The organism is Janthinobacterium sp. 35, from assembly GCF_002754575.1.
GTDB lineage: Bacteria > Pseudomonadota > Gammaproteobacteria > Burkholderiales > Burkholderiaceae_D > Janthinobacterium > Janthinobacterium tructae.
On the sequence record NZ_PEFN01000001.1, the window covers coordinates 2445820 to 2472738 of the forward strand.

General features: G+C 62.7%; 26 protein-coding genes. 18 read left to right on the top strand and 8 right to left on the bottom strand.

Features of this window, described 5'->3' with window-relative positions; genetic code table 11:
* Positions 1-81: 81 nt before the first annotated feature.
* The 4 genes from metE (at position 82) to minE (ending at position 4475) form a co-directional block, all read left to right on the top strand.
* A complete protein-coding gene (gene metE / locus CLU93_RS10965) occupies positions 82-2403 on the top strand; it encodes a 5-methyltetrahydropteroyltriglutamate--homocysteine S-methyltransferase (RefSeq protein ID WP_099761088.1) in 2322 nt (773 codons plus the stop codon).
* A 228-nt stretch (positions 2404-2631) separates the two neighbouring features.
* Positions 2632-3369: a septum site-determining protein MinC gene (gene minC / locus CLU93_RS10970; RefSeq protein WP_099761089.1), complete on the top strand. Its 738-nt coding sequence runs from the start codon at positions 2632-2634 to the stop codon at positions 3367-3369.
* Between the two features lie 37 nt (positions 3370-3406).
* On the top strand, positions 3407-4222 hold the full coding sequence (gene minD / locus CLU93_RS10975; RefSeq protein ID WP_071079934.1) for a septum site-determining protein MinD: 816 nt from the start codon (positions 3407-3409) through the stop codon (positions 4220-4222).
* Position 4223: 1 nt separating this feature from the next.
* Positions 4224-4475 (top strand): cell division topological specificity factor MinE, encoded by a 252-nt coding sequence (gene minE, locus CLU93_RS10980; RefSeq protein WP_071079935.1) that lies wholly within the window; start codon positions 4224-4226, stop codon positions 4473-4475.
* A 5-nt stretch (positions 4476-4480) separates the two neighbouring features.
* Here the strand turns inward: minE and CLU93_RS10985 are convergent, their stop codons facing one another.
* Positions 4481-4984 (bottom strand): hypothetical protein, encoded by a 504-nt coding sequence (locus tag CLU93_RS10985; RefSeq protein ID WP_099761090.1) that lies wholly within the window; start codon positions 4982-4984, stop codon positions 4481-4483.
* Positions 4985-5151: 167 nt separating this feature from the next.
* Here CLU93_RS10985 and CLU93_RS10990 point away from each other — a divergent pair, with 167 nt between their 5' ends.
* From CLU93_RS10990 to CLU93_RS11020, 7 genes are all read left to right on the top strand, one after another.
* Positions 5152-5841, top strand: coding sequence for a response regulator transcription factor (locus CLU93_RS10990; RefSeq protein WP_099761091.1), 690 nt, complete (start codon positions 5152-5154; stop codon positions 5839-5841).
* A gap of 92 nt (positions 5842-5933) precedes the next feature.
* Positions 5934-7208, top strand: a complete 1275-nt coding sequence (gene hemA, locus CLU93_RS10995) for a glutamyl-tRNA reductase (RefSeq protein WP_099761092.1) — start codon at positions 5934-5936, stop codon at positions 7206-7208.
* 96 nt (positions 7209-7304) lie between these two features.
* Complete coding sequence (gene prfA / locus CLU93_RS11000) at positions 7305-8381, top strand: peptide chain release factor 1 (RefSeq protein WP_099761093.1); 1077 nt, start codon at positions 7305-7307, stop codon at positions 8379-8381.
* A 184-nt stretch (positions 8382-8565) separates the two neighbouring features.
* Positions 8566-9036, top strand: a complete 471-nt coding sequence (locus CLU93_RS11005; protein ID WP_099764338.1) for a disulfide bond formation protein B — start codon at positions 8566-8568, stop codon at positions 9034-9036.
* A gap of 11 nt (positions 9037-9047) precedes the next feature.
* Positions 9048-9878: a peptide chain release factor N(5)-glutamine methyltransferase gene (gene prmC / locus CLU93_RS11010; RefSeq protein WP_099761094.1), complete on the top strand. Its 831-nt coding sequence runs from the start codon at positions 9048-9050 to the stop codon at positions 9876-9878.
* A gap of 213 nt (positions 9879-10091) precedes the next feature.
* Positions 10092-11693 carry a glutamate--cysteine ligase gene (gene gshA / locus CLU93_RS11015; protein WP_099761095.1) on the top strand — a complete coding sequence of 534 codons (1602 nt, stop codon included), beginning with the start codon at positions 10092-10094 and terminating at the stop codon, positions 11691-11693.
* A gap of 19 nt (positions 11694-11712) precedes the next feature.
* A complete protein-coding gene (locus tag CLU93_RS11020) occupies positions 11713-12756 on the top strand; it encodes a histone deacetylase family protein (RefSeq protein WP_099761096.1) in 1044 nt (347 codons plus the stop codon).
* 81 nt (positions 12757-12837) lie between these two features.
* Here the strand turns inward: CLU93_RS11020 and CLU93_RS11025 are convergent, their stop codons facing one another.
* Positions 12838-13626, bottom strand: a complete 789-nt coding sequence (locus tag CLU93_RS11025; RefSeq protein ID WP_243420087.1) for a LytR/AlgR family response regulator transcription factor — start codon at positions 13624-13626, stop codon at positions 12838-12840.
* Positions 13619-14878, bottom strand: coding sequence for a histidine kinase (locus tag CLU93_RS11030; protein WP_099761097.1), 1260 nt, complete (start codon positions 14876-14878; stop codon positions 13619-13621). Before CLU93_RS11030 ends, CLU93_RS11025 begins: the two co-directional genes overlap by 8 nt.
* 285 nt (positions 14879-15163) lie before the next feature.
* Here CLU93_RS11030 and CLU93_RS11035 point away from each other — a divergent pair, with 285 nt between their 5' ends.
* From CLU93_RS11035 to CLU93_RS11045, 3 genes are all read left to right on the top strand, one after another.
* Positions 15164-15589 carry an organic hydroperoxide resistance protein gene (locus tag CLU93_RS11035; RefSeq protein ID WP_035823589.1) on the top strand — a complete coding sequence of 142 codons (426 nt, stop codon included), beginning with the start codon at positions 15164-15166 and terminating at the stop codon, positions 15587-15589.
* Positions 15590-15818: 229 nt separating this feature from the next.
* Positions 15819-16289, top strand: a complete 471-nt coding sequence (locus tag CLU93_RS11040; protein WP_099761098.1) for a GNAT family N-acetyltransferase — start codon at positions 15819-15821, stop codon at positions 16287-16289.
* Positions 16286-16957, top strand: coding sequence for a diphthine--ammonia ligase (locus CLU93_RS11045; RefSeq protein WP_099761099.1), 672 nt, complete (start codon positions 16286-16288; stop codon positions 16955-16957). The genes CLU93_RS11040 and CLU93_RS11045 overlap by 4 nt, the downstream gene beginning before the upstream one ends.
* Positions 16958-17030: 73 nt before the next feature.
* Here CLU93_RS11045 and CLU93_RS11050 read toward each other — a convergent pair whose 3' ends face one another.
* Together CLU93_RS11050 and CLU93_RS11055 are read right to left on the bottom strand one after the other, a co-directional pair.
* Entirely contained in the window at positions 17031-17492 is a 462-nt protein-coding gene (locus tag CLU93_RS11050) for an FKBP-type peptidyl-prolyl cis-trans isomerase (protein ID WP_099761100.1), read from the bottom strand.
* Between the two features lie 147 nt (positions 17493-17639).
* Entirely contained in the window at positions 17640-19517 is a 1878-nt protein-coding gene (locus CLU93_RS11055) for a potassium transporter Kup (RefSeq protein WP_099761101.1), read from the bottom strand.
* Positions 19518-19755: 238 nt separating this feature from the next.
* Here CLU93_RS11055 and rarD point away from each other — a divergent pair, with 238 nt between their 5' ends.
* Both rarD and ettA read left to right on the top strand, forming a co-directional pair.
* Entirely contained in the window at positions 19756-20640 is an 885-nt protein-coding gene (gene rarD / locus CLU93_RS11060; RefSeq protein WP_099761102.1) for an EamA family transporter RarD, read from the top strand.
* 87 nt (positions 20641-20727) lie between these two features.
* Positions 20728-22398 carry an energy-dependent translational throttle protein EttA gene (gene ettA, locus CLU93_RS11065; protein ID WP_099761103.1) on the top strand — a complete coding sequence of 557 codons (1671 nt, stop codon included), beginning with the start codon at positions 20728-20730 and terminating at the stop codon, positions 22396-22398.
* Positions 22399-22470: 72 nt separating this feature from the next.
* On the opposite strand, the gene CLU93_RS11070 is transcribed toward ettA, so the two are convergent.
* A complete protein-coding gene (locus tag CLU93_RS11070) occupies positions 22471-23052 on the bottom strand; it encodes a porin family protein (RefSeq protein ID WP_099761104.1) in 582 nt (193 codons plus the stop codon).
* 225 nt (positions 23053-23277) lie between these two features.
* Here CLU93_RS11070 and CLU93_RS11075 point away from each other — a divergent pair, with 225 nt between their 5' ends.
* On the top strand, positions 23278-23859 hold the full coding sequence (locus tag CLU93_RS11075) for a molybdopterin-dependent oxidoreductase (RefSeq protein ID WP_099761105.1): 582 nt from the start codon (positions 23278-23280) through the stop codon (positions 23857-23859).
* A 143-nt stretch (positions 23860-24002) separates the two neighbouring features.
* On the opposite strand, the gene CLU93_RS11080 is transcribed toward CLU93_RS11075, so the two are convergent.
* Positions 24003-24365 (bottom strand): hypothetical protein, encoded by a 363-nt coding sequence (locus CLU93_RS11080; RefSeq protein WP_099761106.1) that lies wholly within the window; start codon positions 24363-24365, stop codon positions 24003-24005.
* Between the two features lie 266 nt (positions 24366-24631).
* On the opposite strand from CLU93_RS11080, the gene CLU93_RS11085 reads away from it, so the two are divergent.
* Entirely contained in the window at positions 24632-26086 is a 1455-nt protein-coding gene (locus tag CLU93_RS11085; RefSeq protein ID WP_099761107.1) for a sensor domain-containing diguanylate cyclase, read from the top strand.
* Between the two features lies 1 nt (position 26087).
* Here CLU93_RS11085 and CLU93_RS11090 read toward each other — a convergent pair whose 3' ends face one another.
* A complete protein-coding gene (locus tag CLU93_RS11090) occupies positions 26088-26915 on the bottom strand; it encodes a Rossmann-like and DUF2520 domain-containing protein (protein ID WP_099761108.1) in 828 nt (275 codons plus the stop codon).
* Between the last annotated feature and the right edge of the window lie 4 nt (positions 26916-26919).

Below are 26919 nucleotides of genomic sequence, written 5' to 3' on the forward strand. Positions count from 1 at the left end.
TATTCGGCAAAATGTTTCGTTTTGATTATAGATCAAGTTGCCGCACACTCTAGCGCACTCACATTAAATCTCGATGACATCATGACCATTCGTACCCACATCCTTGGCTTTCCCCGTATCGGTGCCGCGCGTGAACTGAAACTGGCACTGGAAAGCCACTGGCGTGGCGAGGCGTCCGAGGCCGCCCTGGAAGCGACGGGCCAGCAACTGCGCGCGCGCCACTGGGCCTTGCAACGCGATGCCGGGCTCGATTACGTCACCGTCGGCGACTTCGCCTTCTACGATCAGGTGGCCAACCATATCCAGCTGCTGGGCTGCGAACCGGCGCGTTTCCACTTTACGCCGGAGCAATCACCGCTGGCGCGCTATTTCACCATGGCGCGCGGTGACGCAACGCAGGCGCAACACGCGGACTGCGGCCACGCGCACCATAGCAACGCCGCAGGAACTGCCGCGCTGGAAATGACCAAGTGGTTTGACACCAATTACCACTATCTGGTGCCCGAATTGTCACCGCAGACGCAGTTTTCGCTGGCTGGCGAGCGCCTGCTGGCGGAAGTGGCCGAGGCGCAGGCGCTGGGCCACCAGGTCAAGGCGGCCCTGATCGGCCCCCTCACCTTCCTCTGGCTGGGCAAGGAAAAGACGCCGGGCTTCGAGCGTCTGGCCCTGCTGGAACAATTGCTGCCCGTGTACGGCGCCCTGCTCGACCGCCTGAAACAGCAAGGCGTGGCGTGGGTGCAGCTCGATGAACCGATTTTGGGCCTGGACTTGCCCAACGCCTGGCGCAGCGCTTTTGAGAGCACTTACTGGCAGCTGAACCAGGTGGGCGTGAATATCTTACTGGCCACGTATTTCTCGCCGCTGGAAGAAAACCTCAGCCTGACCTGCCGCCTGCCCGTGGCCGGCCTGCACGTGGACGGCATCCGCGCGCCGCATGAATTGATCAGCGTGACGGACTGGTTGCCCGCGCATAAAGTCTTGTCGATCGGCATCGTCGACGGGCGCAATATCTGGCGCACCGACCTCGACGCTGCCCTGGCGGTGCTGCAGCCGCTGGCAGCGAGGCGCAACGGCCAGCTATGGCTTGCGCCGTCGTGCTCGCTGCTGCACGTGCCGTTCAGCCTGGAAGCGGAAACGGCGCTCGACGGGGAAATCAAGAGCTGGCTGGCGTTTGCCACGGAGAAACTGACGGAAATCGCCGTCCTCAAGGGCGCGCTCGAAGGCCACCCAGATGACGCCGCGCTGGCCGCATTGGCCATTTCTCGCCTGGTCCTCGCCGGGCGGCGCGCCAGCCCCCGCGTGCAGCGTGCCTCGGTCACGCAGCGTCTGCAAGCGCTCACGCCCACCGTCGACCGCCGCGATTCCAGCTTCCCGCTGCGCCAGGCCGTGCAGCGCGCGCGTTTCCAGCTGCCCGACTTCCCGACGACGACCATCGGCTCCTTCCCGCAGACGGCGGCCATCCGCGCCGCCCGCGCCAGCCATCAACGGGGCGAACTGGCCAGCGCCGACTACGAACAGCAGATGCGCGCCGAAATCGCCCACGCCGTGGGGCGCCAGGAAGCGCTGGGCCTGGACGTGCTGGTGCATGGCGAAGCGGAACGCAAGGACATGGTCGAATACTTCGGCGAGCAACTCGACGGATTCGCCTTCACGCGCCTGGGCTGGGTGCAATCGTACGGCTCGCGCTGTGTGAAACCGCCCGTCATCTACGGCGATGTGCAGCGCCCGGCCGCCATGACGGTGGCCTGGACGGTGCACGCGCAAAGCCTGACGCATAAACCCATGAAGGGCATGCTGACGGGCCCCGTCACGCTCTTGCAATGGTCGTTCGTGCGCGACGACCAGCCGCGCGCCACGACGGCGCTGCAGCTGGCCCTGGCCCTCCGCGACGAGGTGCAAGACCTGGAAACGGCCGGCATCGGCATCATCCAGATCGACGAGCCGGCCATCCGCGAAGGCTTGCCGCTGCGCCGCGGTCAGTGGGACGCCTACCTGGACTGGGCCACGCGCGCCTTCCGCATCGCCGCGTCCGTCGTCAGCGACGCGACGCAGATCCACACGCACATGTGCTATGCCGAGTTCAACGACATCCTGCCGCAGATCGCCGCCATGGATGCCGACGTCATCACGTTGGAGACGAGCCGCTCGGACATGGAGTTGCTGACGGGCTTGGGCCAGTTCCAGTATCAGAACGAAATCGGCCCCGGCGTGTACGACATCCACTCGCCGCGCGTCCCCTCGACCGTCGATATGGTGAAATTGCTGCAAAAAGCCAGTGCCGTGATTGCGCCAGCCCATTTATGGGTCAACCCGGACTGCGGCTTGAAGACGCGGGGGTGGGCGGAAACGGAAGCGGCGTTGCGCAATATGGTCGCGGCGGCGCGCCAGATGCGCGCGGCTTGATCCAGAAGTGCGCCGTCAGGGCGCATTCTCAGCAGCTCTTGGGGCGGCGCAGCGGTTTTCCGGGGCGCCGCTCTTGTTTTTTGACAAGAAGTCACTGTTGCCCTGCGGAATAGCACGCGCCAGGCCCCTGATGCTGATTTTTTTGCAGTAGAATGCAAGAAATTTACTGCTCCCATTGTTGCCGTACGGAACATCTGGCCTGCCGCAGTTTCACTTTGATAAATGTTTATGTCCAAAAGCCCGTCGCAGAAGCCTATCGAAATCAAGATTTCCACCGTCGTCGCCGTTTCCGCCATTGTGCATAGCGCCGATACGCAGGCACTCGATGCCGCCTTGCGCGACATGACGGGAGGCGTGGCGGACTTTTTCGAAGATGACCTGGCCGTGCTGGACGTGGCCGACTTGCCGCCTGGCGGCATGCCCGTCGATTGGGCTTCGCTGGTGGCCCTGCTGAAAAAGTACCGCTTGAATGCCGTGGCCGTGCGCAATGCGCCAGCCGAGATGCAGGACGCCATCCTGGCACAAGGCTTGAGCCTCGATAGCGGCAAGACGCGCGACGATGCGCCGCCCAAGGATACGCCCACGGCGGCCGCCCAGGCGGGCGCCGAAGCGCAAGTGATGGTGATCGACACGCCCGTGCGGGCGGGCCAGCGCATTTATGCGCGCGGCTGCGACCTGATCATCACCGCCGTGGTGAACAATGGCGCCGAAATCATCGCCGACGGCAGCATCCATGTGTATTCCTCGCTGTATGGCCGCGCGCTGGCCGGCGCCTCGGGCAATGCCCAGGCGCGCATCTTTGCGCTGGCCATGGAACCGGAACTGGTGTCGATCGCCGGCGTGTACCGCACGTTCGAGGATGGTTTCCCGGCGGAAATGGCACGCGGACCGGCGCAAATTCGTTTGGCTGGAGACAGAATCGATATACACTCTGTCAATCCGGTCACTCCCGTGAACCGCTCTTAAGCTGCACAATTCAAGAGATATCTGAAAAGGATTATTTGTGGCAAGAATTATTGTTGTGACGTCCGGCAAGGGCGGTGTCGGCAAGACGACCTCTAGCGCCAGTTTTTCCACTGGCCTGGCCCTGCGCGGCCACAAGACAGCCGTGCTCGATTTTGACGTGGGTCTGCGCAACCTCGACCTGATCATGGGTTGCGAGCGCCGCGTCGTCTACGACCTGATCAATGTGATCAACAAGGAAGCCACGCTGAACCAGGCCCTGATCAAGGACAAGCACTGCGACAACCTGTTCATCCTGCCCGCGTCGCAAACGCGCGACAAGGATGCCTTGTCGGAAGAAGGCGTGGAACGCGTGTTGAACGACCTGATCAACATGGGTTTCGAGTTCATCATCTGCGATTCGCCGGCCGGCATCGAGCATGGCGCGCTGATGGCGCTGACATTTGCCGACGAAGCCATCATCGTCACCAACCCGGAAGTGTCGTCGGTGCGCGATTCGGACCGCATCCTCGGTATCCTGCAAGCGAAGTCGCGCCGCGCGCAGACGGGCGGCGAACCGGTCAAGGAACATTTGCTGATCACCCGTTACTCGCCAAAACGCGTGGAATCGGATGAAATGCTGTCCTACCAGGACGTGCAGGAAATCCTGCGCATCCCGCTGGTGGGCATCATTCCGGAATCGGAACAAGTGCTGGCCGCCTCGAACCAGGGCAATCCGGCCATCCATTTCAAGGGCACGGACGTGGCGCAAGCCTATGAAGACGTGGTCTCGCGTTTCCTCGGCGAAGAGGTCGAGTTGCGCTTTACCAACTATGAAAAGCCTGGATTACTCCAGCGCATTTTTGGGGCGAAGTGATATGGCCTTGCTTTCTTTCCTGTTCCCCCCCAAGCCGAAGACGGCGACCGCCGCCAAGGAACGCCTGCAGATCATCATCGCCCGCGAACGCAGCGGCCGCGGTGGTCCGGACTTCCTGCCCGCCCTGCACAAGGAATTGATCGCCGTCATTTCCAAGTACACCAAGGTCAATGCCGACGACATCAAGATCTCGCTGGACCGCCAGGGCAACCTGGAGGTACTCGACGTCAACGTGGTGCTGCCGGACGCTTAAGGTCTTTACTCCGGCCTGACCGTGAGCAATTCCTGCGCCACCGCGGCGCAGGCATTCACGTGCTGGTTGCCGATCTGGCGGAACACGGCGTAGCCGATGACTGCCGCCACCGCCTGCCCGGCGAACGGCACGAAGCGCGCCACCTGCTTGGTGGCAATCTTGACGCCACTGCGCTTGAGCAGCAGGAGGATCAGTTCGCGCGACACCAGTTTTCCCACCAGCATGCCGCCCATGCCCACCGCCGCGCGGTAGGCCATCATCTTGAACTGCGGGTTGAGGCGCTCGATCTGCTCGGGCGTCAGACCGAATTCGTGGTTGATATCGTTGATCAGCATGGAAAACAGGCCGACATCGGACATCAGGTCGATACCGGGAATGGGAATGGCCGAGGCGCCCGCCGACATCACGGCACGCCGCTGCACCAGGCGCCGGCAACGCTCGCGCACTTGCTCGATTTCGGCATGACTGGCCGGTATCAGAGTCCAATCGGTACTGCTCTTGTCTGTCATTGCCATTTCTCCGCGGTGAGGGTAGATGAACAAGTGTAACGTAAAGAATGTGGCCACCGATTTCACTGGACACAGTTGCAATCTCTGTTATATTTCACTTGAGCATTCCTTAACATTACGATAAGCAGAGCGGACCGTCTGTTTGTTGCTACACACTCCAGCCCATTATGCGAATTGCCGTACTCGATAGCGACCATAGTCAGGCAGAACTGATCTGCCAGGTGCTCACCGCCGCCGGCCACGCTTGCCACGAGTTTCAGAGTGGTAAGGAAATGCTGGGGCAACTGCGCAAGGACAGTTGCGACATGCTCATCCTTGACTGGCATGTGAGCGATCTGGATGGCGCGGAAGTACTGCGCCGTGCCCGGGAAAAACTGGCGCCGAAGGCGCCCGTGTTGTTTATGACCAACAGCTCGGGCGAAGACGATGTGGTGGCCGGCATGACGGCCGGTGCCGACGACTACATGATCAAGCCCCTGCGGCGCAGCGAACTGACTTTACGCACCCAGGCGCTGCTGCGCGTGGCCTACCCGTCGCAGAATGGCGCCGAGTATTTGCAATTTGGTCATTACACGTTTGAAACCCGCCCCGGCCGCCTGCTGAAGGATGGCGAAGTGCTGGACGTGACGCACAAGGAATTCGCCCTGGCGCTGCTGTTTTTCCGCAACATGGGCCGTCCCCTGTCGCGCGCCTACATCCACGAAGCCGTGTGGCAGCGCGACACGGCCCTGCCCTCGCGCACCATGGATACCCACGTCTCGCGCGTGCGCAACAAACTGCAGCTGAAACCGGAACACGGCTACCGCCTCGTGCCCGTCTACAGTTATGGCTATCGCCTGGAAAAACTGGGCGGGTGACGCCCACGCATCCGGACGAAAACAGGCGAACTGCTCAAAGAGCGGGCACAAGGCGTTATAATGTCGGCATAAGAATTCCCAACAGCCCTGAAATGCAACTGCTCGCCGTCGGCCTCAACCATACCACTGCTCCAGTGTCGCTCCGCGAACAGCTGGCGTTTGCGCCTGAGCATCTGGGTTCGGCGGTGATGGCGGCGCGCACCTGGTTCCAGCGCATCGACCTGCGCGACAACGACGAAGCGGCCATACTCTCGACCTGCAACCGCACCGAGCTGTATGCGGCCAGCCATGTGCCGAACCCGCTCGACGCGGGCGCGCATTTCCTGGCCGATTATCACAAGCTCAATTACAGCGAGCTGCGCCCCCACTTGTATATGCTGCCGCAGCACGATGCCGTGCGCCACACCTTCCGCGTCGCCTCCGGGCTCGACTCGATGGTGCTGGGCGAAACGCAGATCCTGGGGCAGATCAAGGACGCCATCCGCACGGCCGACGAGGCGGGCGGCCTGGGCACGTATCTGCACCAGTTGTTCCAGCGCAGTTTTTCTGTCGCCAAGGAAGTGCGCAGCAGCACGGAAATCGGCGCCCACAGCGTGTCCATGGCGGCCGCCGCCGTGCGCCTGTCGCAGCGCATCTTCGACAAGATCGCCGAGCAGAACGTGCTGTTCATCGGCGCCGGCGAAATGATCGAATTGTGCGCCACACACTTTGCCGCGCAAAACCCGAAAAGCATCACGATTGCCAACCGCACCATGGAACGGGGCGAGGAACTGGCGCACCGCTTCAACGGCAAGGCGATCCGCCTGGCGGACTTGCCAGAAATGCTGCACCAGTTCGACATCGTCATCTCGTGCACGGCATCATCGTTACCACTGCTGGGCCTGGGCCTGGTCGAGCGCGCCATCAAGGCGCGCCGCCACAAACCCATGTTCATGGTCGACCTGGCCGTGCCGCGCGACATCGAATCGGAAGTGGGCCGCCTGAACGACGTCTTCCTGTACACGGTCGACGACCTGGGCAAGGTCGTGCAGACGGGCCTGGAAAGCCGCCAGGCGGCCGTGGCGCAAGCCGAGACCATCATCGAGACGCGCGTGCAATCGTTCATGAGCTGGGTCGACGACCGCGCCATGGTGCCCGTCATCCAGCATTTGCATGAAAACAGCGAAGCGCTGCGCCTGATGGAAGTGGAACGGGCGCGCAAGATGCTGGCCAAGGGCGCCGACATCGACGCCGTGCTCGAAGCGCTGTCGAAAGGCTTGACGGCCAAGTTCCTGCACGGCCCGCAGCAGGCGCTGCACCAGGCGCAAGGCGACGAGCGCAAACAGCTGGTCACCCTGCTGCCGAAACTGTTCCGCCCCCGCCGTTAGCGCAGCCCCGCTGGCCGCCCGCGCGCGGCTACCCCTGCCCGCCTGCCGGGCGTGCCGGACCCGCACCATCCCTACACTCTTTTACCGCGAATCGCTATGAAACCATCCATGCTGGGCAAACTCGATCAACTGGCGAACCGCCTGGTCGAACTCGACGAACTGCTGATGCACCCGGACGCCACGTCGAACATGGACAGCTACCGCAAGATGACGCGCGAGCACGCCGAACTGGGCCCGCTGGTGGCGCTGTACCATTCCTACCAGGAAGCGGGCAACGATATCTCCACGGCGCAAGAGATGCTGGGCGACCCGGACATGAAGGAATTCGCGCAGGAAGAGATCGAGGCGGCGAAAGCCACCATGGCGCGCCTGGAACGCGAATTGCAAACCATGCTGCTGCCGAAGGATGTCAACGACGAGCGCAATATCTTCCTGGAAATTCGTGCCGGCACGGGCGGCGATGAATCGGCGCTGTTCGCCGGCGATTTATTGCGCATGTATTCGCGCTTTGCCGAACGCAACCGCTGGCAGGTGGAACTCGTGTCGTCGTCCGACTCCGACCTGGGCGGCTACCGCGAAGTGATCGTGCGCGTGGTCGGCAATGGTGCGTATTCGAAGCTGAAATTCGAGTCGGGCGGCCACCGCGTGCAGCGCGTGCCGGCCACGGAAACGCAGGGCCGCATCCACACGTCCGCCTGCACGGTGGCGGTGATGCCCGAGGCCGATGAAGTGGAAGACGTCAACATCAACCCGGCCGACCTGCGCATCGACACCTACCGCGCCTCGGGCGCGGGCGGACAGCACATCAACAAGACCGATTCGGCCGTGCGCATCACCCACTTGCCGACCGGTATCGTGGTGGAATGCCAGGATGACCGCAGCCAGCACAAGAACAAGGCGCAAGCGATGAAAGTGCTGGCCGCGCGCATCAAGGACGTGCAGCTGCGCGAGCAGCAGTCGAAGGAAGCGGCCACGCGCAAGAGCCTGATCGGCTCGGGCGACCGCAGCGAGCGCATCCGCACCTATAACTTCCCGCAGGGCCGCCTGACAGACCACCGCATCAATCTGACCTTGTACAAGCTGGACTTCATCATGGATGGGGATTTGACGGACTTGACGAATGCGCTGGCGGCAGAGCATCAGGCGGAGCTTTTAGCAGCGCTGGGCGATTAAATGCTGGCGCCGTTGTGTCGGCTTACGCTGCGCTAAGCCGACCTACGCCAACCTACGCCGCAATTTGTAGGTCGGCTTAGCGCGCAGCGCGTAAGCCGACAGCTTTAAGTAGCGGCTAAGCAATAAAAATCCGGCCTTGTGCGAAAATGACCAGCTCGATTCCATCCACTTCACCGTGTCGCCCATGAAAAATTCACGCACCGTCCTCCTGTTGATCGCCGCCCTGTGTTTCCTGATGCTGGGCGTGGCCATGTATTTGCAGCATGCCATGCACATGGCGCCGTGCCCGCTGTGCGTGATCCAGCGCTACCTGTTCCTCGCCATCGGCATCGCCTGCCTGGCTGGCGCGGCGGCAAACAAACCGAAAATCGGCGCCGGCATCGGTGTCTTGGCGGCCCTGGGTGGCCTGGGCGTGGGCGCCAAGCATTTGTACGTACTGGCCAACCCCGGCTTCTCGTGCGGCATCGACCCGGTGGAAACGGCGCTGAACAAGATCTTCACGGCTGAACTCATGCCGTTCATGTTTGAATCATATGGCGCCTGCGAAAACGCCGGCGAGCCGTTTTTCGGCCTGTCGATCCCGCAATGGGCGTTCATCTGGTTCGCCATCTTCGCCATCGGCCTGCTGTGGACCTTGCTGCGCCGTCAGAAATAATTGAAAGCACCATGCCAGAAACACTGATCCCCGCCGGCAGCACTGTCGGCGCGCTGCAAATCCGTCCGCTGCTCGATCCGCTCGACAACCGCATCCTGCTGGGCCACGCGCTGGGCTTGTCGCGCGTCTCGCTGATCACGCAATCGGAGCGCGTGCTCACTTCCGATGAAACCGAACGCCTGTCCGGCTTGCTGGCGCGCCGCCTGCAAGGCGAACCGATCGCCTACATCGTTGGCCAACGCGAATTCTTCGGCCTGCCATTTGAAGTCAACGACGCTGTGCTGATTCCCCGCCCCGACACGGAAGTGCTGGTGGAACTGGCGCTCGAGCGCCTGCCGCCCGGCGGACGGGTGCTCGACATGGGCACGGGCAGCGGCGCCATCGCCGTCGCGCTGGCGTACACGCGGCCCGACGCCGTCGTCACGGCCCTGGACGTCAGCAGCACGGCCCTGGCCGTGGCGCGCCGCAACGCCAGCGCCAACGGCGTCAACATCACCTTCATGGCCAGCGACTGGTTCGAAGCGCTGGGCACGGAAAAATTCGACCTGATCGTCTCCAATCCCCCCTACATCGCCAGCGGCGACCGCCACCTGGCCGAAGGCGATTTGCGCTTCGAGCCGGCCGGTGCGCTGACCGACCACGCGGACGGCCTGTCGGCCCTGCGCACCATCGTCTCCGGCGCCGGGCGCCACCTGGCATCGGGCGCCTGGCTGCTGATGGAGCACGGCTACGACCAGGCCGTATCCGTGCGCGGCTTGCTGGCCGACGCCGGCTACAGCAAAGTGCAAAGCTGGCGCGACCTGGCCGGCATCGAGCGCGTCAGCGGCGCCCGCCTGGGCTGACCGCCATCTGCGCAAAGCTTGACCCGGCGGCGCGCCAGATCCCCCCGCAGTTTGTTAAAATATCAAGCGCATTCCTGACCGAAGCGCCGCCCTTCTTGCCCGGGGCGGATGCTGGCGACGCGGCGTTTTTTGGGCCGGCGCCGACGCATTTGCCAAAATTCGGTTAATCTCAGCACAAATTATTTATATGCTGCACAAGAAAGGAAGCTCAAATTGCCCAACCTGTTGACTCGCCGCCTGGCATTGCTGACCGAAGATGCCAACCGCGCGCTGCTGGGCGGCTTGCGCGGCATCGAGCGTGAAACCCTGCGCGTCGACCCTGCCGGCCATCTGGCTTCCACGCCCCACCCCGCCGCCCTGGGCTCGGCACTGACGCACCCTGAAATCACCACCGACTACGCCGAAGCGCTGCTCGAATTCATCACCCCGGCCGAAAGCGACATCGCCGTCACGCTCGACAAGCTCGATACCGTGCACCGCCACGCCTACAGCCGCCTCGGTGACGAGTTGCTGTGGAGCCAGTCGATGCCCTGCCAGTTGCCGCCCGAAGCACAAATTGAAATCGCCAACTACGGCAGCTCGAACATGGGCATGCTCAAGCACGTCTACCGGCGCGGCTTGGCCTTGCGCTACGGCAAGGCCATGCAATGCATCGCCGGCATCCATTACAACTATTCGCTCGACGAACAGCTGTGGCAAGTGCTCGCCAGCAACCCGGACACCAGCGCCAGCCCGACGCAGGCAGCTGCCTCGCCGAAAGACGTGCAGTCGGAAAGCTATCTGGCGACGATCCGCAATTTCCGCCGCTACAGCTGGCTGCTGATGTACCTGTTCGGCGCTTCGCCGGCGCTGTCGGCCGGTTTCCTGCGCGGCCGCGCGCACAAGCTCGACACCTTGTCCGACGACACCCTGTTCCTGCCGTATGCCACCAGCCTGCGCATGAGCGACCTCGGCTACCAGAACGATGCCCAGTCGGGTCTGCGCCCGCACGAAAACAGCCTGGAAGACTACGTCAGCGCCCTCACGCATGCCGTCAACGATCCGTATCCGCCGTATGCGGCGCTGGGCACGAAGAAGGATGGCGAGTGGATTCAATTGTCCACCAATGTGCTGCAGATCGAAAATGAATACTATTCGACCATCCGCCCGAAGCGCGTGATCCGCACGGGCGAGCGCCCCATCCAGGCCCTGTGCCTGCGCGGCGTGCAATACATCGAAGTGCGCTGCATGGATGTCGACCCGTTCGAACCGGTCGGCATCAGCCTGGAAACGGGCCGCTTCCTCGACGCGTTTTTGCTGTTCTGCGCGCTCGACGACAGTGCGCCGATTTCTGCCGAGCAAAGCGCCTGCTACACGCACAATTTTGCGCGTACCGTCAAGGAAGGCCGCACGCCGGGCCTGACCCTGCACCGCGATGGCGAGGAAATCAGCTTGCAGGCGTGGGGCGAGCAATTGCTGGCGCGCATCGCGCCCGTGGCAGCGCTGCTCGACGCGCGCCACGGTGGCACGCAGCACGCGGACAGCCTGGCGGCGCAAGCCGTCAAACTGGCCGACCCGGACACGACGCCATCGGCCAAGGTCTTGGCCGAGCTGCGCGCCAACGGCGGTTCGTTTGCCGCCTTCGGCCTGCGCCAGAGCGAACGCCACGCCGCCTACTTCCGCGCGCAGCCAGCAAGCAAGGAACAAAGCGCGTATTTCGACGCGATGGCCGCCAGCTCGCTGGCCGAGCAGCGCGCCATGGAAGCGGCGCCCGCCGGCAGCTTCGACGATTTCGTCGCCGCCTACCGCGCCAGCACCCTGTGCTCGCACACCTGACCTTGCACAAAACGCCCCGATGCTGACCTTCTACAATGAATTGCACAGCCAGCACCGGGGCCGCTTCGAGCTATTTCGCGGCACCATGGTACCCTGCTTCGAAACGCCCGAACGGGCCGACATGGTGGTGGCCGAACTGGGACGGCGCAACCTGGGCCGCATCGTCACGCCGCACGGTGTACCACTGACGTCGCTGGAGCGCATCCACACGCCCCGTTACCTGCACTTCCTGCGCCACGCCTGGCACGACTGGCTGGCGCTCGACCCGGACAATACCAACAAGGATGCCTTGCCATCCGTGTGGCCCGTGCGCACCTTGCGCAGCGATATCGAACCGGACGACTTCACGGCCAAGCTGGGCCTGTATTCGATGGACAATGGCACGCCGCTGACGGCCGGCACATGGACGGCGGCCAAGACGGGCGCCGACTGCGCCGTCAACGCGGCGCATGCGCTGCGCCTGGGAGAACGCGCCACGTTCGCCCTGACGCGCCCGCCGGGCCACCATGCGGGCAGCGATTTCTTTGGCGGCTACTGTTTTCTGAACAACGCGGCCCTGGCCGCGCAGCACCTGCTCGACGACGGCGCCAGCAAGGTCGCCATCCTCGACATCGACTATCACCACGGCAACGGCACGCAGAGCATTTTCTATGCGCGCAGCGACGTGCTGTTCGCCTCGATCCACGCCGACCCGCGCAGCGAATACCCGTTTTACCTGGGCCACGCCGATGAAACGGGCAGCGGCGCGGGGCTCGGCTACAACGTCAACCTGCCGCTGCCGGCCGGCAGCACCACGGCCAGCTGGTTCGCCGCGCTGGAAACGGCTTGCCTGCGCATCAATATGTACGCGCCCGACGCGCTGGTGGTGTCGCTCGGGGTCGACACCTTCGCCGGCGACCCGCTGTCGCACTTCGCCCTGCAAAGCGGCGACTACCTGCGCGTGGGCGAACGCCTGGCGCATCTGAACCTGCCCACCGCCTTCATCCTCGAAGGCGGCTATGCGGTGAAGGAACTGGGTATCAATGTCGTCAATGTGCTTGAAGGTTTTGAGACCGCGGAGTAATTCTGGGGTCAGCCCCCCGTCCACGTTGACGGTGAGCCTGGCGTTAGCGGTGTTGAGGGTCTGACCCCGGCTTTAGCAGCTCTACATATTCCGGAACAAGGCCATGAACGGCTGGCTCACGGCCAGGGTTTCCGGCCGCGTTTTCAGGCGCAACACACCGCGTCCCACTTCGTCGCGCGTGACCGACGCCACCATCTTCATGTTGACGATGGTGGAACGGTGAATCTGCTTGAAAATGGCCGGATCGAGCACGTCGAGCAGTTCGCGGATCGGCTTGCGCAGCAGCGCCTCGCCGTCCGCCGTCATGACGGCCGTGTACTTGGTATCGGACTGAAAGTAGGCGATGTCTTCCACCATGATCAGGCGCGTATCCTTGCCGCTGCTGGCCGTCAGCCACACCAGCGGCGGCGACTTGGCCGCCGCCGGCAAGGCGCGGCTCAATTGCTGCAGCAAGCCAGCCAGCGCGCCGTCGCCCACCGTTCCCTTGCCGGCCCGCGCCTGCAGGCGCTGCAAGGTCGCTTGCAGGCGCTCGCGGGCGATGGGTTTCAACAAGTAATCGACGGCGCCCTTGTCGAAGGCATCGATCGCGTACTGGTCGTAGGCGGTGACGAACACCACCTGGGTGGCGGGGCTGGCGTCGAGCGCGCCAGCGGCCACTTCCAGCCCCGTCAAACCCGGCATGCGGATATCCAGGAAGGCAACGTCGGGTCGCAGGGTGGCGATGGCGTCGAGCGCCGTGCCGCCGTCGTCGCAGGCGGCGACGATGCGCAGTGACGGCCACTCTTCGGTCAGCAGGGCCACCAGCGCATCGCGCAGCAGGCTTTCATCTTCGGCGATGACGCAGGTCATGCCGCTCAAGGTTTCATCCATACGACACTCCTTGCGCCGTGCTGTCAGGCACCGTGATGGTGGCCGTCACACCATCGGGGAAATTGGCGACTATGGCAAACGCGGCGGCATTGCCGTAGGTCAGGCGCAGGCGTTCGCGCACATTGCGTAAACCAATGCCCGTACCGGCGCCGTCGTCGCTGAAACCCTTGCCGTCGTCGGCCACCGTGACGATCACCGTGCCATCGCCGCTGCGCGCCATGATCCAGATGGTGCCGCCGCCGCTCTTCGGCTCCAGGCCATGCTTGATGGCGTTTTCCACCAGGGTTTGCAGCATCATCGGCGGCAGCTCTGCCTGGCGCAGGTATTGTGGTACCTCAATCTGCAGGTTCAGGCGTGCGCCCATGCGGATTTTCAAAATATCGAGGTAGGCGCGCGCCCGTTCCAGCTCCGTGCCCAGGGTCGACATGGCTTGCTCCGTGCGCGGCAGCGAATGGCGCAGGTACAAAATCAGATTGCCCAGCATCTCGTCGGCGCGCACGGGGTCGCTGCGCGTGAGCAGCTGCGCGCTGGCCAGGGTGTTGTACAGGAAGTGCGGCTCGACCTGCGCATGCAGCAGGCTCAGCTTGGCCACCGTGAGTTCCTTTTCCGTCACCGTCTGACGTGCCTCGGCCTGCTCGCCGCGGCGGCGCTGCGCCACGCGGCGCGTCATCGCCCGGGTCACCGCTTCCGCGTTTTCCAGGTTGCTGCCATGGTCGACGAGGAACCAGTCGGTCCAGGCATTGCGCGCCGGCTCGCAGATCAGGGTCACGCTGCCCGCCTCGCCATTTGGCGTAACGGTGGCGAGGATCTGGTTCGGCCGCGGCTCCAGAAAACCCAGCAGACGCATGCGGGGCAAGCCCGTGTGCGTGTACGGCGCCGCGCGGCGCACTCTAGCCTGCACCTGCAGGCTGTCGCGCGCGCTTTCGACCACTTCGCTGCCCGGCAGTTCGCGGATGGCCGCGTCGATCATGTCGAATACCTCGCCCGCCTCGAACGGGATCTCGATCTGGCGCCGCTGGCGGCTCGACAGCGTGCCGGCATTGACGGTGCCGGCGATCAGGCGCACGCGCCGCACATGCGAAAACGCATTCGTGATGACGGCGCTGGCCAGCAGCGCGCCGACGATGACAAAAAAGCCTTCCGTATGCCCGAAGATATAGCGCAGAAAATTCTCGACCAGAATCGCCATGGCGATGATGTAAGTGAGCATCGTGGCCAAGGTGATGCGCAGGATAAAGAAGAGGCTAGTCATGATTTTTTCCTTGGGGTGTGAAGTGGGCCCAGCATAACCATCGCCCCCGGCGACGGTGGCCATTATGCGACGGAAGGGCAATACTGGCGACAAAGGCAAGAAAATAAAGCACAAATATGCGTCGCCCGAAAATAAAATCGCTTGCAATTAAATAGTGCACGATATATATTGAGCACATGGACGCCGGCAATCGCTTCTGCAGACGGGCATCCTGGGGCACTAGCCCATGAAACAAGTAGCACACTATTTAGTCGTTAACTATTTAATTTACTCAAGGAAACCACCATGTCGATCAAACAAGTCCTGTACCGCGCACAAGCCACCGCCACCGGAGGCCGCGAAGGCCGTGCCGTGTCGTCCGACAATGTGCTGGACGTCAAGCTGACCACGCCGAAAGAACTGGGCGGCAATGGCGCCGTAGGCACCAATCCGGAACAACTGTTCGCCGCCGGCTACTCGGCCTGCTTCATCGGCGCCATGAAATTCGTCGGTGGCCGCGACAAGATCGCCTTGCCGGCAGACCTGTCCATCGAAGGCAACGTCGGCATCGGCGCCATCGACACGGGCTTCGGCATCGAAGTGGAACTGAAAATTTCGCTGCCGGGCATGGAGCGCGCCGCCGCCGAAGCGCTGGTCGCCGCCGCCCACATCGTGTGCCCGTACTCGAACGCCACGCGCGGCAACATCGACGTTACCCTGACCATCGTATGATGGCACCTGACATAAGCTACTGCGCGTCGCGCTTTGCGGCCGGCGATGCTCACCGTGCTCCAGCACGGTTGCGCTTCTCGGCCACAAATCACTGCCGCTCGCTACGCTTCTGTCAGGCGCGGTAAGCCAGAGGTTTACACATCAAAAGCCACGCTGCCCGAAAGGCAGCGCGGTTTTTTTTCATCTGCCGCTTTAAAATGACGCTTTTCCCTGACAACCTGGAACAGCGATGATCACCTGGCAATGGCAAACCTTCGACGAACTCGGCCCCCACGCTTTGTACCAGGTGCTGGCCTTGCGCCAGCGCGTGTTCGTCATCGAACAGCAGTGCATTTACCCGGACCTCGATGGCCATGACCAGCAAGCCATGCACTTGCTGGGCTGGCAAACGGTCGATGGCCAGCGCCGGCTGGCCGCCTACCTGCGCGTGCTGGCGCCCGGCGCCAAGTACGTGGAAATGTCGCTGGGCCGCGTGCTGACGGCGCCCGAGGCGCGCAGCACGGGCGCCGGCAAGCAACTGCTGCTTGAGGGCATCGCGCGTGCCGAACGCCAGCATCCTGGCCACGCCATTCGCATCGGTGCGCAGCACTACCTGGAGCGCTTCTACCAGTCGTTCGGCTTTGTCACCGTCAGCGCGCCCTACGACGAAGACGGCATACAGCACGTCGACATGCTGCGCGCGGCGCAGGCGGCAGCATGACGACGGCCCTCATTTCCTGGAGCGGCGGCAAGGATTCCTGCCTGGCCCTGTGGCGCGCGCGCAACGCCGGCATGCGCGTGCCGCTGCTGATCACGGCCATGGATGAAGATGGCCGCAAATCGCGCTCGCACGGCGTGCCGCCGGAATTGCTCGAAGCGCAGGCAGCCAGCCTGGGGGCGCGCCTGCAGCGCTATCACGCCAGTTGGGCCAGCTACGAGGAACAATTCATCGCCATGCTGCGCACAGCGAAAGACGATGGCATAGCGCACGCCCTGTTTGGCGACATCGACCTGCAGCCGCACCGCGACTGGGAAGAAAAAGTCTGCGCCGCGGCCGGCCTGACGGCACATCTGCCCCTGTGGGGCGAAGCGCGGCGCGCGCTGGTCGACGAATTTCTCGCCGCCGGCTTCAAGGCCATCGTCGTGTGCATCAATGGCCAGCACCTGCCACGCGAATTTTGCGGGCGCGAGTTCGACGCTTCCTTCCTCGCCGACCTGCCGCCCGGCGTCGACGCCTGCGGCGAAAACGGCGAATTCCACACCTTCGTCTACGATGGCCCCGCCTTCAGCGCCCCCGTGGCGCTGCGCCGCACGCAGGTGCTGCAATATGACGCGCCAGCCGATCTGGGCGGCGCCTCGTATTACTTCCAGGAACTGGCGCCAGCGTGACGCAGACATGGCCCGCAAAGCAAAAAGGGCGATTCCGTGGAATCGCCCCTGGTATCAGCTGCCTTGCGTGTGCTTACTTTTTCGTCACGCCGATCAGCTTGACTTCAAACAGCAAGCCCGCGTAGCCAGGAATCGCCGTTGGCTTGCCCACCTTGCCATAACCGAGGTCATACGGAATGGACAGGATGCGGGTGCCGCCCACCTTCATGCCGACCAGGCCGCGGTCCCATCCCAGGATCACGAGACCCTTGCCCAGCTGGAAAGGCAAAGCCGGGCCAGACATGTTTGTCTCGAACTGCTTGCCCTTGTTGTCCGGCTTGCTCGCGTCATACAGCCAGCCCGTGTAGAGCACATCCAGGGTATCGCCCGCTGCCGCCTCCGTGCCGGTGCCGACCACCGGATTGGTAATGAGCAGTTCTTTCACTTGCGTATTCGGGTCGAGCACGACCGGCTTTTCCGTGTTTGCGGCGGCGCCGCAGGCGGTCAGGGCCACGGCACATGCGAGCGTGGCGATCAATTGAAATACCGATTTCATGGTTTCCCTTTAAATATTAGTGTGTGACTGGGGCCCGTACGGTGCGGACCGGTACGGGCTGGAGTTTAACAGGTGTCGCCGGGCCCATTTGTAAGCAGACGTAAGCTCGGCGTTAAATGCTGCGTCGACACAACATTGTCACAATATCTAGATTTCCACCTGCGTACCCAGTTCGATCACCCGGTTGCTCGGGATCTGATAGTAATCGGCCGCCGTGCGCGCATTGCGCGACATGGTGACGAACAGGTGCTCGCGCCACGGCATCATGCCATGTCCCGGCGTGGAGATGATGGTCTGGCGCGCGATGAAGAACGACGTTTCCATCATCTCGAAATCGAGTCCCTGCTCGGCGCATTGCGCCAGCGCCGCCGGAATATCCGGTTCATCCTTGAAGCCGTAATGCACATTCACCTGGTAGCACTGGTGGCCCAGTTCCACCACGCGCACGCGCTCGGATGGCAACACCCACGGCTCTTCATGCATGAATACGGTGAGGAAAATGACGCGCTCATGCAGCACCTTGTTGTGCAGCAAGTTATGCAGCAGCGCATGCGGCACGCCATCCGTTTCGCCGCGCAGGAAGATGGCCGTGCCGGGCACGCGCAGCGGCGGCGCGATGAACAGCGACGAGAGGAATTCGTTGAGCGGGATCGCGTGCTTTTCCAGGTTCTGGAACACCAGCTGGCGGCCCCGTTTCCAGGTCAGCATGATGATGAACAGGACGGCGCCCAGCAACAGCGGGAACCAGCCGCCGTGGAACAGTTTCAGGGAACTGGCCGCGAACAGGTTCACATCGATGAACAGGAAGAAGCCCGTGGCGGCCCAGCACAGCAGCAAATTCATCTTCCAGCGGTAGCGGATGACGAAGAAGGTCAGGATCGTGGTGGACAGCATGGTGGCGGTGACAGCGATGCCGTAGGCGGCGGCCAGCTTTTCCGACGAGCCAAAACCGACGACGGCCAGCAGCACGACGGCCAGCTGCAGCCAGTTGACGGCAGGAATGTAAATCTGGCCGATTTCGCTTTCCGACGTGTGGCGCACGCGCATGCGCGGCAAAAAGCCCAGCGCGATGGCTTGCTTGGTCATCGAGAAGGTGCCGGAAATAGTCGCCTGCGATGCGATCACGGTGGCCATGGTCGACAAAATCACCAGCGGATACACGCTCCAGGCGCCCAGCTGCTGGTAGAACGGATTGGAAATGGCTTCCGGGTGCGCCAGCAGCAAGCCGCCCTGGCCCAGGTAGTTCAGCGCCAGCGCGGGAAAGGCGATCAGGAACCAGGCCATGCGGATCGGCTTCTTGCCGAAGTGGCCCATGTCCGCGTACAGCGCCTCGGCGCCCGTCAGTGCCAGCACCACGGCGCCCAGCGACAGGAAGGCGATGCGGCCATTGTCCAACAGGAATGCCACCGCGTGCAGCGGATTGACGGCGGCCAGGATGCCTGGCGACTTGATGATGTTGATCACGCCCATACAGGCGAGCGCGACAAACCATATCACCATGATGGGAGCAAAGAAACGGCCGATGCCGGCCGTACCGTGCGACTGCACCGAATACAGCGCCACCAGCACGGCGATCGTCAGCCACACCACGTACGGGCTGAAGGCAGGCGTGGCCACTTCCAGGCCTTCGATCGCCGACAGCACCGAAATGGCCGGCGTGATCACGCTGTCGCCATAGAACAGGGTGGCGCCAAACACGCCGATCACCATCAACGGCACATGCCAGCGTGAAGACTTGCTGACGGACGACAGCACCAGCGCCATCAGGGCCATGATGCCGCCCTCGCCGCGGTTGTCGGCACGCAGCACCAGGGTCACGTATTTCAGCGACACGATCAGGGTCAGGCCCCAGAAGATCAGCGAAACGATACCCAGCAGGTTGTTATGCGTCACTGCCAGCCCGTGGGCCGGGTCAAAGACCGTCTTCAGGGTGTACAGCGGACTGGTGCCGATATCGCCGTAGACGATGCCGACCGCAGCCAGTGTCAAGCCGACCAGGCTGCTTTTTTTATGTTCCGACGTCAAGATTGCACCCGTTTTTGTTTTGTTGCATCGCACAATATGATAGGTATTAGCAAATAGCAAGAGTATTTTTGCATGGTTCCGCAGCTGCCCCAAAGTCGTGGTTTTGTACCGCTCCGCCTTGCTGCGCGGGCTTGCGGCCATTGATTTGTTGCCATTCTACGCCTCGCCAGCGGCGCCGGGCAGCCCCCGATGTTTTCAGCCATAATGACAGACTGTCTACTCTCCAGCGAACCCCATCATGAATCCAGGCATGTTGTACGCCTCCCTCGCCTTCCTGTGCTGGGGCCTGTTTCCCCTGTATTTCCATGCCATCGGCGAGATCGCACCACAGGAAATCCTGGCGCACCGCATGGTCTGGTCTCTGTTGTTTCTAGGCATCGTGCTGACCGTGCGCCGCCAGTGGGGCTGGCTGGGCAGCCTGAAAGCGCAGCCCAGGGTCGTGGCCGGCTTCGTCGCCAGTGCGTTTTTGCTGTCCGCCAACTGGTTCATCTATATCTGGGCTGTCAACAACGGCCACGTGGTCGACGCCAGCCTCGGCTACTTCATTACGCCCCTGATCAATGTCATGCTGGGCTTTATGCTGCTGCACGAGCGCTTGCGCCGCCTGCAGTGGCTGGCCATCGGCCTGGCCGCCTGCGGCGTGGCCTGGCTCACCTGGCAGGCGGGGCAAGTGCCGTGGATCGCGCTGCTGCTGGCGGCCACCTTCGGCGGCTATGGCTTGCTGCGCAAGACGGCCGCGCTCGGTGCGCTGGAAGGCCTGTCATTCGAAACCTTGATTTTGTTTCCGCTGGCGCTGGCCTACATGCTGTGGCTGGCCTGGCACGGCCAGAGCGGCTTCGTCAATACTGACTCGTCCGCCACGCGCGCGCTGCTGCTGGCGTCCGGCCCCATCACGGCCATCCCCCTGCTGCTGTTTGCCGCCGGCGCGCGCCGCCTGCCGCTGGCCGTGCTGGGCTTATTACAATACATCGCCCCCACGGGCCAGCTGCTGATCGGCGTGTGGGTCTTCCACGAATCGTTCACGCCCGAACGCATGCTGGGCTTCCTGGTCATCTGGACGGCGCTGGGCCTGTACGCGGCCGAAGGGCTGTGGAACAGCCGCCGCGCGCGCCTGGCCGCCTGACCGACCCGCTCCGGCAGCGTACAGCGCTGGCCGGAAGCGGGCGTTTACCGTATCCTGTCCGTCTTTGTATATCACCCGAGATTTCTAATGGCAAATTACGTCTACACCATGAATCGCGTGGGCAAAATCGTCCCGCCCAAGCGCCAGATTCTGAAAGATATTTCCCTCTCCTTCTTCCCAGGCGCGAAGATCGGCGTGCTGGGCCTGAACGGCTCCGGCAAATCGACCCTGCTGAAAATCATGGCCGGCATCGACACCGACATCCAGGGCGAAGCCGTGCCGATGCCGGGCCTGAACATCGGCTACCTGCCGCAGGAACCGCAGCTGGACCCGGAAAAAACCGTGCGCCAGGAAGTCGAATCGGGCCTGGGCGAAGTATTCGAAGCGCAAGCCAAACTGGAAGCCGTGTACGCCGCGTATGCCGAGGAAGACGCCGATTTCGACGCCCTGGCCACGGAACAGGCACGCCTGGAAGCGATCATCTCGACTTCCGACGGCGGCAACTTGAATTTGCAGCTGGAAATGGCCGCCGACGCGCTGCGCCTGCCGCCCTGGGATGCCAGCATCGGCGTGCTGTCCGGCGGTGAAAAGCGCCGCGTGGCGCTGTGCAAGCTGTTGCTGTCCAAGCCCGACATGCTGCTGCTCGACGAGCCGACCAACCATCTGGATGCGGAATCGGTCGACTGGCTGGAACAATTCCTGCTGCGCTTCCCCGGCACCGTGGTGGCCATCACCCATGACCGCTACTTCCTCGACAACGCGGCCGAGTGGATCCTGGAGCTGGACCGCGGCAGCGGCATTCCATGGAAAGGTAACTACTCGACCTGGCTGGAGCAGAAGCAAGCCCGCCTGAAACAGGAAGAATCGACGGAATCGGCGCGCCAGAAGGCGCTGCAGAAGGAATTGGAATGGTCGCGCCAGAACCCGAAAGCGCGCCAGGCCAAGTCGAAAGCCCGCCTGGCCCGCTTCAACGAGCTGTCCGAGCACGAATACCAGAAGCGCAACGAAACGCAGGAAATCTTCATTCCCGTGGCCGAACGCCTGGGCAATGACGTCATCGAGTTCAAGAACGTGTCGAAAGCGTTCGGCGACCGTTTGCTGATCGATAACCTGAGTTTTACCGTACCACCAGGCGCCATCGTCGGCATCATCGGCCCCAACGGCGCCGGTAAGTCGACCCTGTTCAAGATGATTACCGGCAAGGAACAGCCGGACAGCGGCGAAGTGGCCATCGGCCAGACGGCGCGCGTGTCCATCGTCGACCAGAATCGCGGCGACTCGCTGTCGGACAGCAAGACCGTCTTCCAGGACGTGTGCGGCGGCGCCGACATGTTGACGGTCGGCCGCTTCGAAATGCCGTCGCGCGCCTACCTGGGCCGCTTCAACTTCAAGGGCGGCGACCAGCAAAAAATCGTCGGCAATCTGTCCGGCGGTGAACGTGGCCGTCTGCACCTGGCAAAAACCCTCTTGATGGGCGGCAACGTCCTGTTGCTCGATGAACCGTCGAACGATCTGGACGTGGAAACCTTGCGCGCGCTGGAAGACGCCTTGCTGGAATTTGCCGGCAGCGTGATGGTCATTTCGCATGATCGCTGGTTCCTCGACCGTATCGCCACGCACATCCTGGCATTCGAAGGCGATTCGCAGGTCACCTTCTTTGACGGCAACTATCAGGAATACGAAGCTGACAAGAAGAAACGCCTCGGTGACGAAGGCGCGAAGCCAAAACGTATCCGCTACAAGCCGCTCAGCGTATAAATCGGGTGCAGCAATGCAAAAAGGCAGTTACCTCGCGGTAACTGCCTTTTTTTTCAGCACATTTCTAAGCGATTAGAAATTGTAGCGTGCGCCTAAAGCGAGGCCCGTGGCCTTGCGGCCCTGGTCGGCGCTCTTGCCGAAGTGTTCCACTTCCGCCGTCAGCGAGACTTTCTCGTTGATCGCGTACTGGGCGCCGACGGAAGCGTACACGCCCGTCTTGTCGTTGCCGCTGATGCCGGTCGACAGACCCGTGCCGCTCAGGCTATTCTTGACCTTGGCCACACCGAGCTTGCCGAACACGCCGACTTTCTCGCTCACCGGCATGCTGGCCTTGCCGGCCAGGTAGTAGCCGTGCGAGTCGCTTTTCACGGAACCGTTGCCGGCACCGGTGACATAGCTGTAATCCTTGCTGCCGAAATCGGCATAGCCGCCCTCGACCGCCCAGGTTTTATCGAAATCGTAACCGGCGAAGATCTTGGCGCCGGCCTTGTAGCCGCTGTGATTATCGGCGCTGGTGGCGCCAGGAATATCAAAATTGTAGCGATTGCCCGTGACGCCGGCACCCACATAGGCGCCTTCGGCGTGCGCGGCGCTCATGCCGGTCAGTGCAGTAGTCGTAGCGATCATTGCAAACAGGATTTTCTTCTTCATCATGTTCTCTCTTTCAATTAGTGAATGGTGCCTGGATTCGCAGTTCAGCGAAGTGCGATGACCACACAATAACAGTCGAAAAAAGCTACGTCTTTCTCCATTCCGTAAGAACTGTGACAAGATGTAAGCAGAGATTCAAAACTGACAATAAGCGCAAAATGCGCCCCGTTGAGCGAACTTAAGATAGACTTAAGAACAATTTGAATTTCAGACGAACAGGAGAGGTGCATGCACAAACGCCAGTTTCTCGCCGCCGCCATGGCGGCCACCGCCTTGCCTGCCATCGCCCGGGCGGCGCCCGCCGGCCTGCGCGGTCCGGCCTTGCTGACCATCACGGGCAGCATCGCCAAACCCAACCGGGGTCCGTTCGACGCCGTGCGCGACCAGATGATGCACAAGCAGAAAATCAGTTTTGAGCGGGCGCGGGCATTCGACTTTGCGGCGCTGACGAACTTGCCGGCGCGCACCATCCACCCCACCCTGGAATACGATGGCAAGGCGCATGCCCTGCGCGGGCCGCTGCTGGTCGATGTCTTGAAGGCGGCGGGCGCCCCGGAGGAAGATGATGTGCGCCTGCTGCTGCGCGCCGTCGATGGCTATGCGGCGGCGCTGACGGTGGCACAGGCGCGCGCGCAGCGTTTTATGGTCGCCACCCACCTCGACGGGCAGGCGATGGCGCTGGGCGGACTGGGGCCGCTATGGGCTATCCATGATGCCGACCGCATCGCGGCCGTGGCGGCACTGCCCCTGGCCGAGCGTTTCGCCAGTTGCCCGTGGGCGCTATATCACATTGGCGTGGAGGCGGGTTGACGCTACTTAAAACGCCAAACAAAACCGTAGCGAGCGGAAGGGAGAGGTGGCTGAGAAGCGGAGCTGTGCGAATGCACGGGGCCGCCGAGGCAGTGAGGATCGCAGGCCGCCTATACCGACGCGCAGTAGGTTTTGATAGGCGTTTAAGCGTAGGCTTCCGCCATCGACATGACGCGCGGCGCGATGGTGATGCCGTGCTCCTCGAACAGGACCGTGATGGCCGCCAGGTTGAGTGTGCACTCCTCGGTTTTCCAGCCCTTGAAGATATCCGTGCCATCCTTCTGGAAATGCAAATCCAGCACCTTGCCCCCATCCTTGTGCAGGTAGGGGGAACTATAGGTGTTCTCGTAGCCGAGCACCTTCAATTGTCCCAGCAAGGCATGCGGTGGATGATCGGGATCGGTGGCGAGGAAAATGCCAAAGGTCTTGCCCGGTGGTTTGGCGGCGATGTCGACCTCATAAATGCCGGAGGCCTTGCTGACAGACGTACTCTTTAAAAATAACATACTACACTCCCTGCGCGTGGTGTCCTGCGCCTGAAACGGACGGCAAGACAGGGGCGGTGCGCATTGATTCCCATCGTCAAATCTTATTGCTAATTTGCATCTTTGTCGACAAATCGGTACTTTTATTTGGTAAGTCGTGGTTATCTTGTCGCGGATACCGGCGCAAATTATCAATAAAGCCAGTTATCATTGCGCCAATACCCGGCCTGCTGCATACTTTTGGCTTGCGTAAAGATTGCCTTCCCGCCTGCCACTTTCACGTCTCCATGCGCCTTCTGTCGATCAAGTACCGCCTGCTCATCCTCCTGACCCTGATCCTGGGGGCGGGCTTCATGGCCACCAGCCTGGCCAGCTACCTGGCCTCGCGCCAGGCCATCGAGCATGGCATCGCCGACCAGACCTTGCCGCTGACGGGCGACAACATTTACTCGGAAATCCAGAAGGACATGCTGCGCCCCGTCTTCATCTCGTCGCTGATGGCGCACGACACCTTCGTGCGCGACTGGATACTCGCCGGCGAAAGCAACCCGGCGCAGATCGTGCGCTACCTGGCCGAGGTCAAGAAGAAATACGGCGCCATCACCAGCTTTCTCGTCTCGGACAAGAGCAGCAAATATTATTATGCTGAAGGCACGCTGAAATCCGTCAGCCCGGAAGCGACGCGCGACCTCTGGTACTACCGCGTGCGCGCCATGGACAGCACCGATTATGAAACCAATGTCGACGTGGACATGGCCAACCGTGACAGCATGACCATCTTCATCAACCACCGCGTTTATGATTACGATGGCCAGTTCATCGGCGCCACGGGCATCGGCCTGACCCTGGACACCATGAGCCACATCATCGACCGCTACCAGGCGCGCTTCCACCGCAACATCTACTTTGTCGACGGCGCCGGTGCCCTGGTACTGGCGGGCAAGACCATGCGCGAGGGTCGCGGCAACATCCGCAATTTGCCTGGCGTGAGCAGCATTGCCGAGCAGATCATCAACCACCAGAGCGCACCGACGCATCTGTCGTACCAGCTGGGCCGTGCACAAATCCTCGTCAACTCGCGTTTCATTCCCGAGCTGGGCTGGTATCTGGTGGTCGAGCAGAATGTCAGCGACGAAGTCAAGTCGCTGCAGGGCGTGTTCATCCTGAATCTGGCCATCAGCTTTGGCGTCACCCTGCTGGTATTGCTGCTGACCCTGTTGACGGTGAACCGCTACCAGCGCCGCATCGAACGCATCGCCTCGACGGATGCGCTGACGGGCTTGCTGAACCGCCAATCGCTGGAATTGCTGTTCCAGCGCGCCATGCTCTTGTCCAAACGCAACGAGCAGCCGATGTCGGCCATCCTGTTCGACATCGATTTCTTCAAGCGCGTCAACGATACCCACGGCCACCTGTGGGGCGACAAGGTCATCCGTGGCGTGGCGGACGTGGCGCGCGCCAGCGTGCGCGAAAGCGACGTCATCACGCGCTGGGGCGGCGAGGAATACCTGGTGCTGCTGAATAACTGCAGCCTGGCGCAGGCGCTGGACGTGGCGGAAAACCTGCGCGCCGCCGTCGAACGGCACGATTTCGGCCTGCCCGCGCCGCAGCTACCGGTGACGATCAGCCTGGGCGTGGCCGAATACCGGCGCGACGAAAGCGAGTCAACCTTCTTTTCGCGCGCCGACAGCGCCCTGTACCAGGCCAAGCATCACGGCCGTAACGGCGTGCACGCCGCCTGAGTCATCCCCCGCGCTTGCGCCTGGCCAGGTCTTGCGTGGGCGCCACCAGCGCCCGGTACAACTCGCCCGTGGCGGCATCCCAGCTTTGCACCGCCAGTTGCTGGCGTTGCACGGTGGCCGAGTCGCCCCGTGCGATGGGGCCGGACAGGGCGGGCGCGGCGCCCAGGCGGAACACATTGGCCACCGCTTCCATCACCAAAGGCTGGGCCAGCTCGCGCGCCACCGGCTCGGCAATGCCGGCTGCCTGATAGGCGCGCAGGGCGGCGTCGAGCACCGTCACCAGGTAATTGCTGGCAAACACGGCAGCGGCGTGATACAGGGTCTTGGCGGCCGGGTCGATGGGCACGGGGCGCGCGCCGATGGCATGCAAGGCCGGCGTGAGGAAGGCCAGCGCCAGCGGATCGCCTTCGACGCCGCAAAACGTGCCGTCAAAGGTGGCGGCCACCTGCTGCGGGTCGGCAAAGCTGCGGATCGGGTGCGCGCTGGCCACCGACGCGCCGGCCTGCGTGGCCGCCAGCAGCACGTTCGACGCCAGCGCGCCGCTGCAGTGAAACACGATGGCGCCCGCCTGGCGTCCCTCGGCCACCAGCGCCGCGCAGGCCGGGCCGATCTGGTCGTCGGAGACGGCCAGCATGGTGACGTCGGCGTGGCGCAGGGCCGCATAGCTGGCGACGGGCGTGCCGGCGCCGATGAAAGCGACGGCCGCTTGCGCCGAGGCCATCGAGCGTGTCAGCACGTCCTGCACGGCGACACCTTCCATGCCGGCGAACAGACGGCCCAGCACGCGGCCCACGTGGCCGGCGCCGATGATATTCAAAGTGACATTCATGATG

What these genes read in the sequence shown, in the direction of transcription:
- CLU93_RS11035 (WP_035823589.1), top strand. Translation starts at nt 15,164, where the DNA reads ATGTCGATCAAACAAGTCCTGTACCGCGCACAAGCCACCGCCACCGGA.
- CLU93_RS11025 (WP_243420087.1), bottom strand. Translation starts at nt 13,626, where the DNA reads ATGGATGAAACCTTGAGCGGCATGACCTGCGTCATCGCCGAAGATGAA.
- CLU93_RS11075 (WP_099761105.1), top strand. Translation starts at nt 23,278, where the DNA reads ATGCACAAACGCCAGTTTCTCGCCGCCGCCATGGCGGCCACCGCCTTG.
- CLU93_RS11045 (WP_099761099.1), top strand. Translation starts at nt 16,286, where the DNA reads ATGACGACGGCCCTCATTTCCTGGAGCGGCGGCAAGGATTCCTGCCTG.
- rarD (WP_099761102.1), top strand. Translation starts at nt 19,756, where the DNA reads ATGAATCCAGGCATGTTGTACGCCTCCCTCGCCTTCCTGTGCTGGGGC.
- prmC (WP_099761094.1), top strand. Translation starts at nt 9,048, where the DNA reads ATGCCAGAAACACTGATCCCCGCCGGCAGCACTGTCGGCGCGCTGCAA.
- CLU93_RS11070 (WP_099761104.1), bottom strand. Translation starts at nt 23,052, where the DNA reads ATGATGAAGAAGAAAATCCTGTTTGCAATGATCGCTACGACTACTGCA.
- CLU93_RS10985 (WP_099761090.1), bottom strand. Translation starts at nt 4,984, where the DNA reads ATGACAGACAAGAGCAGTACCGATTGGACTCTGATACCGGCCAGTCAT.
- CLU93_RS11040 (WP_099761098.1), top strand. Translation starts at nt 15,819, where the DNA reads ATGATCACCTGGCAATGGCAAACCTTCGACGAACTCGGCCCCCACGCT.
- metE (WP_099761088.1), top strand. Translation starts at nt 82, where the DNA reads ATGACCATTCGTACCCACATCCTTGGCTTTCCCCGTATCGGTGCCGCG.
- prfA (WP_099761093.1), top strand. Translation starts at nt 7,305, where the DNA reads ATGAAACCATCCATGCTGGGCAAACTCGATCAACTGGCGAACCGCCTG.
- hemA (WP_099761092.1), top strand. Translation starts at nt 5,934, where the DNA reads ATGCAACTGCTCGCCGTCGGCCTCAACCATACCACTGCTCCAGTGTCG.
- CLU93_RS11090 (WP_099761108.1), bottom strand. Translation starts at nt 26,915, where the DNA reads ATGAATGTCACTTTGAATATCATCGGCGCCGGCCACGTGGGCCGCGTG.
- CLU93_RS11030 (WP_099761097.1), bottom strand. Translation starts at nt 14,878, where the DNA reads ATGACTAGCCTCTTCTTTATCCTGCGCATCACCTTGGCCACGATGCTC.
- minE (WP_071079935.1), top strand. Translation starts at nt 4,224, where the DNA reads ATGGCCTTGCTTTCTTTCCTGTTCCCCCCCAAGCCGAAGACGGCGACC.
- minC (WP_099761089.1), top strand. Translation starts at nt 2,632, where the DNA reads ATGTCCAAAAGCCCGTCGCAGAAGCCTATCGAAATCAAGATTTCCACC.
- ettA (WP_099761103.1), top strand. Translation starts at nt 20,728, where the DNA reads ATGGCAAATTACGTCTACACCATGAATCGCGTGGGCAAAATCGTCCCG.
- CLU93_RS11005 (WP_099764338.1), top strand. Translation starts at nt 8,566, where the DNA reads ATGAAAAATTCACGCACCGTCCTCCTGTTGATCGCCGCCCTGTGTTTC.
- CLU93_RS10990 (WP_099761091.1), top strand. Translation starts at nt 5,152, where the DNA reads ATGCGAATTGCCGTACTCGATAGCGACCATAGTCAGGCAGAACTGATC.
- CLU93_RS11020 (WP_099761096.1), top strand. Translation starts at nt 11,713, where the DNA reads ATGCTGACCTTCTACAATGAATTGCACAGCCAGCACCGGGGCCGCTTC.
- CLU93_RS11080 (WP_099761106.1), bottom strand. Translation starts at nt 24,365, where the DNA reads ATGTTATTTTTAAAGAGTACGTCTGTCAGCAAGGCCTCCGGCATTTAT.
- CLU93_RS11085 (WP_099761107.1), top strand. Translation starts at nt 24,632, where the DNA reads ATGCGCCTTCTGTCGATCAAGTACCGCCTGCTCATCCTCCTGACCCTG.
- CLU93_RS11050 (WP_099761100.1), bottom strand. Translation starts at nt 17,492, where the DNA reads ATGAAATCGGTATTTCAATTGATCGCCACGCTCGCATGTGCCGTGGCC.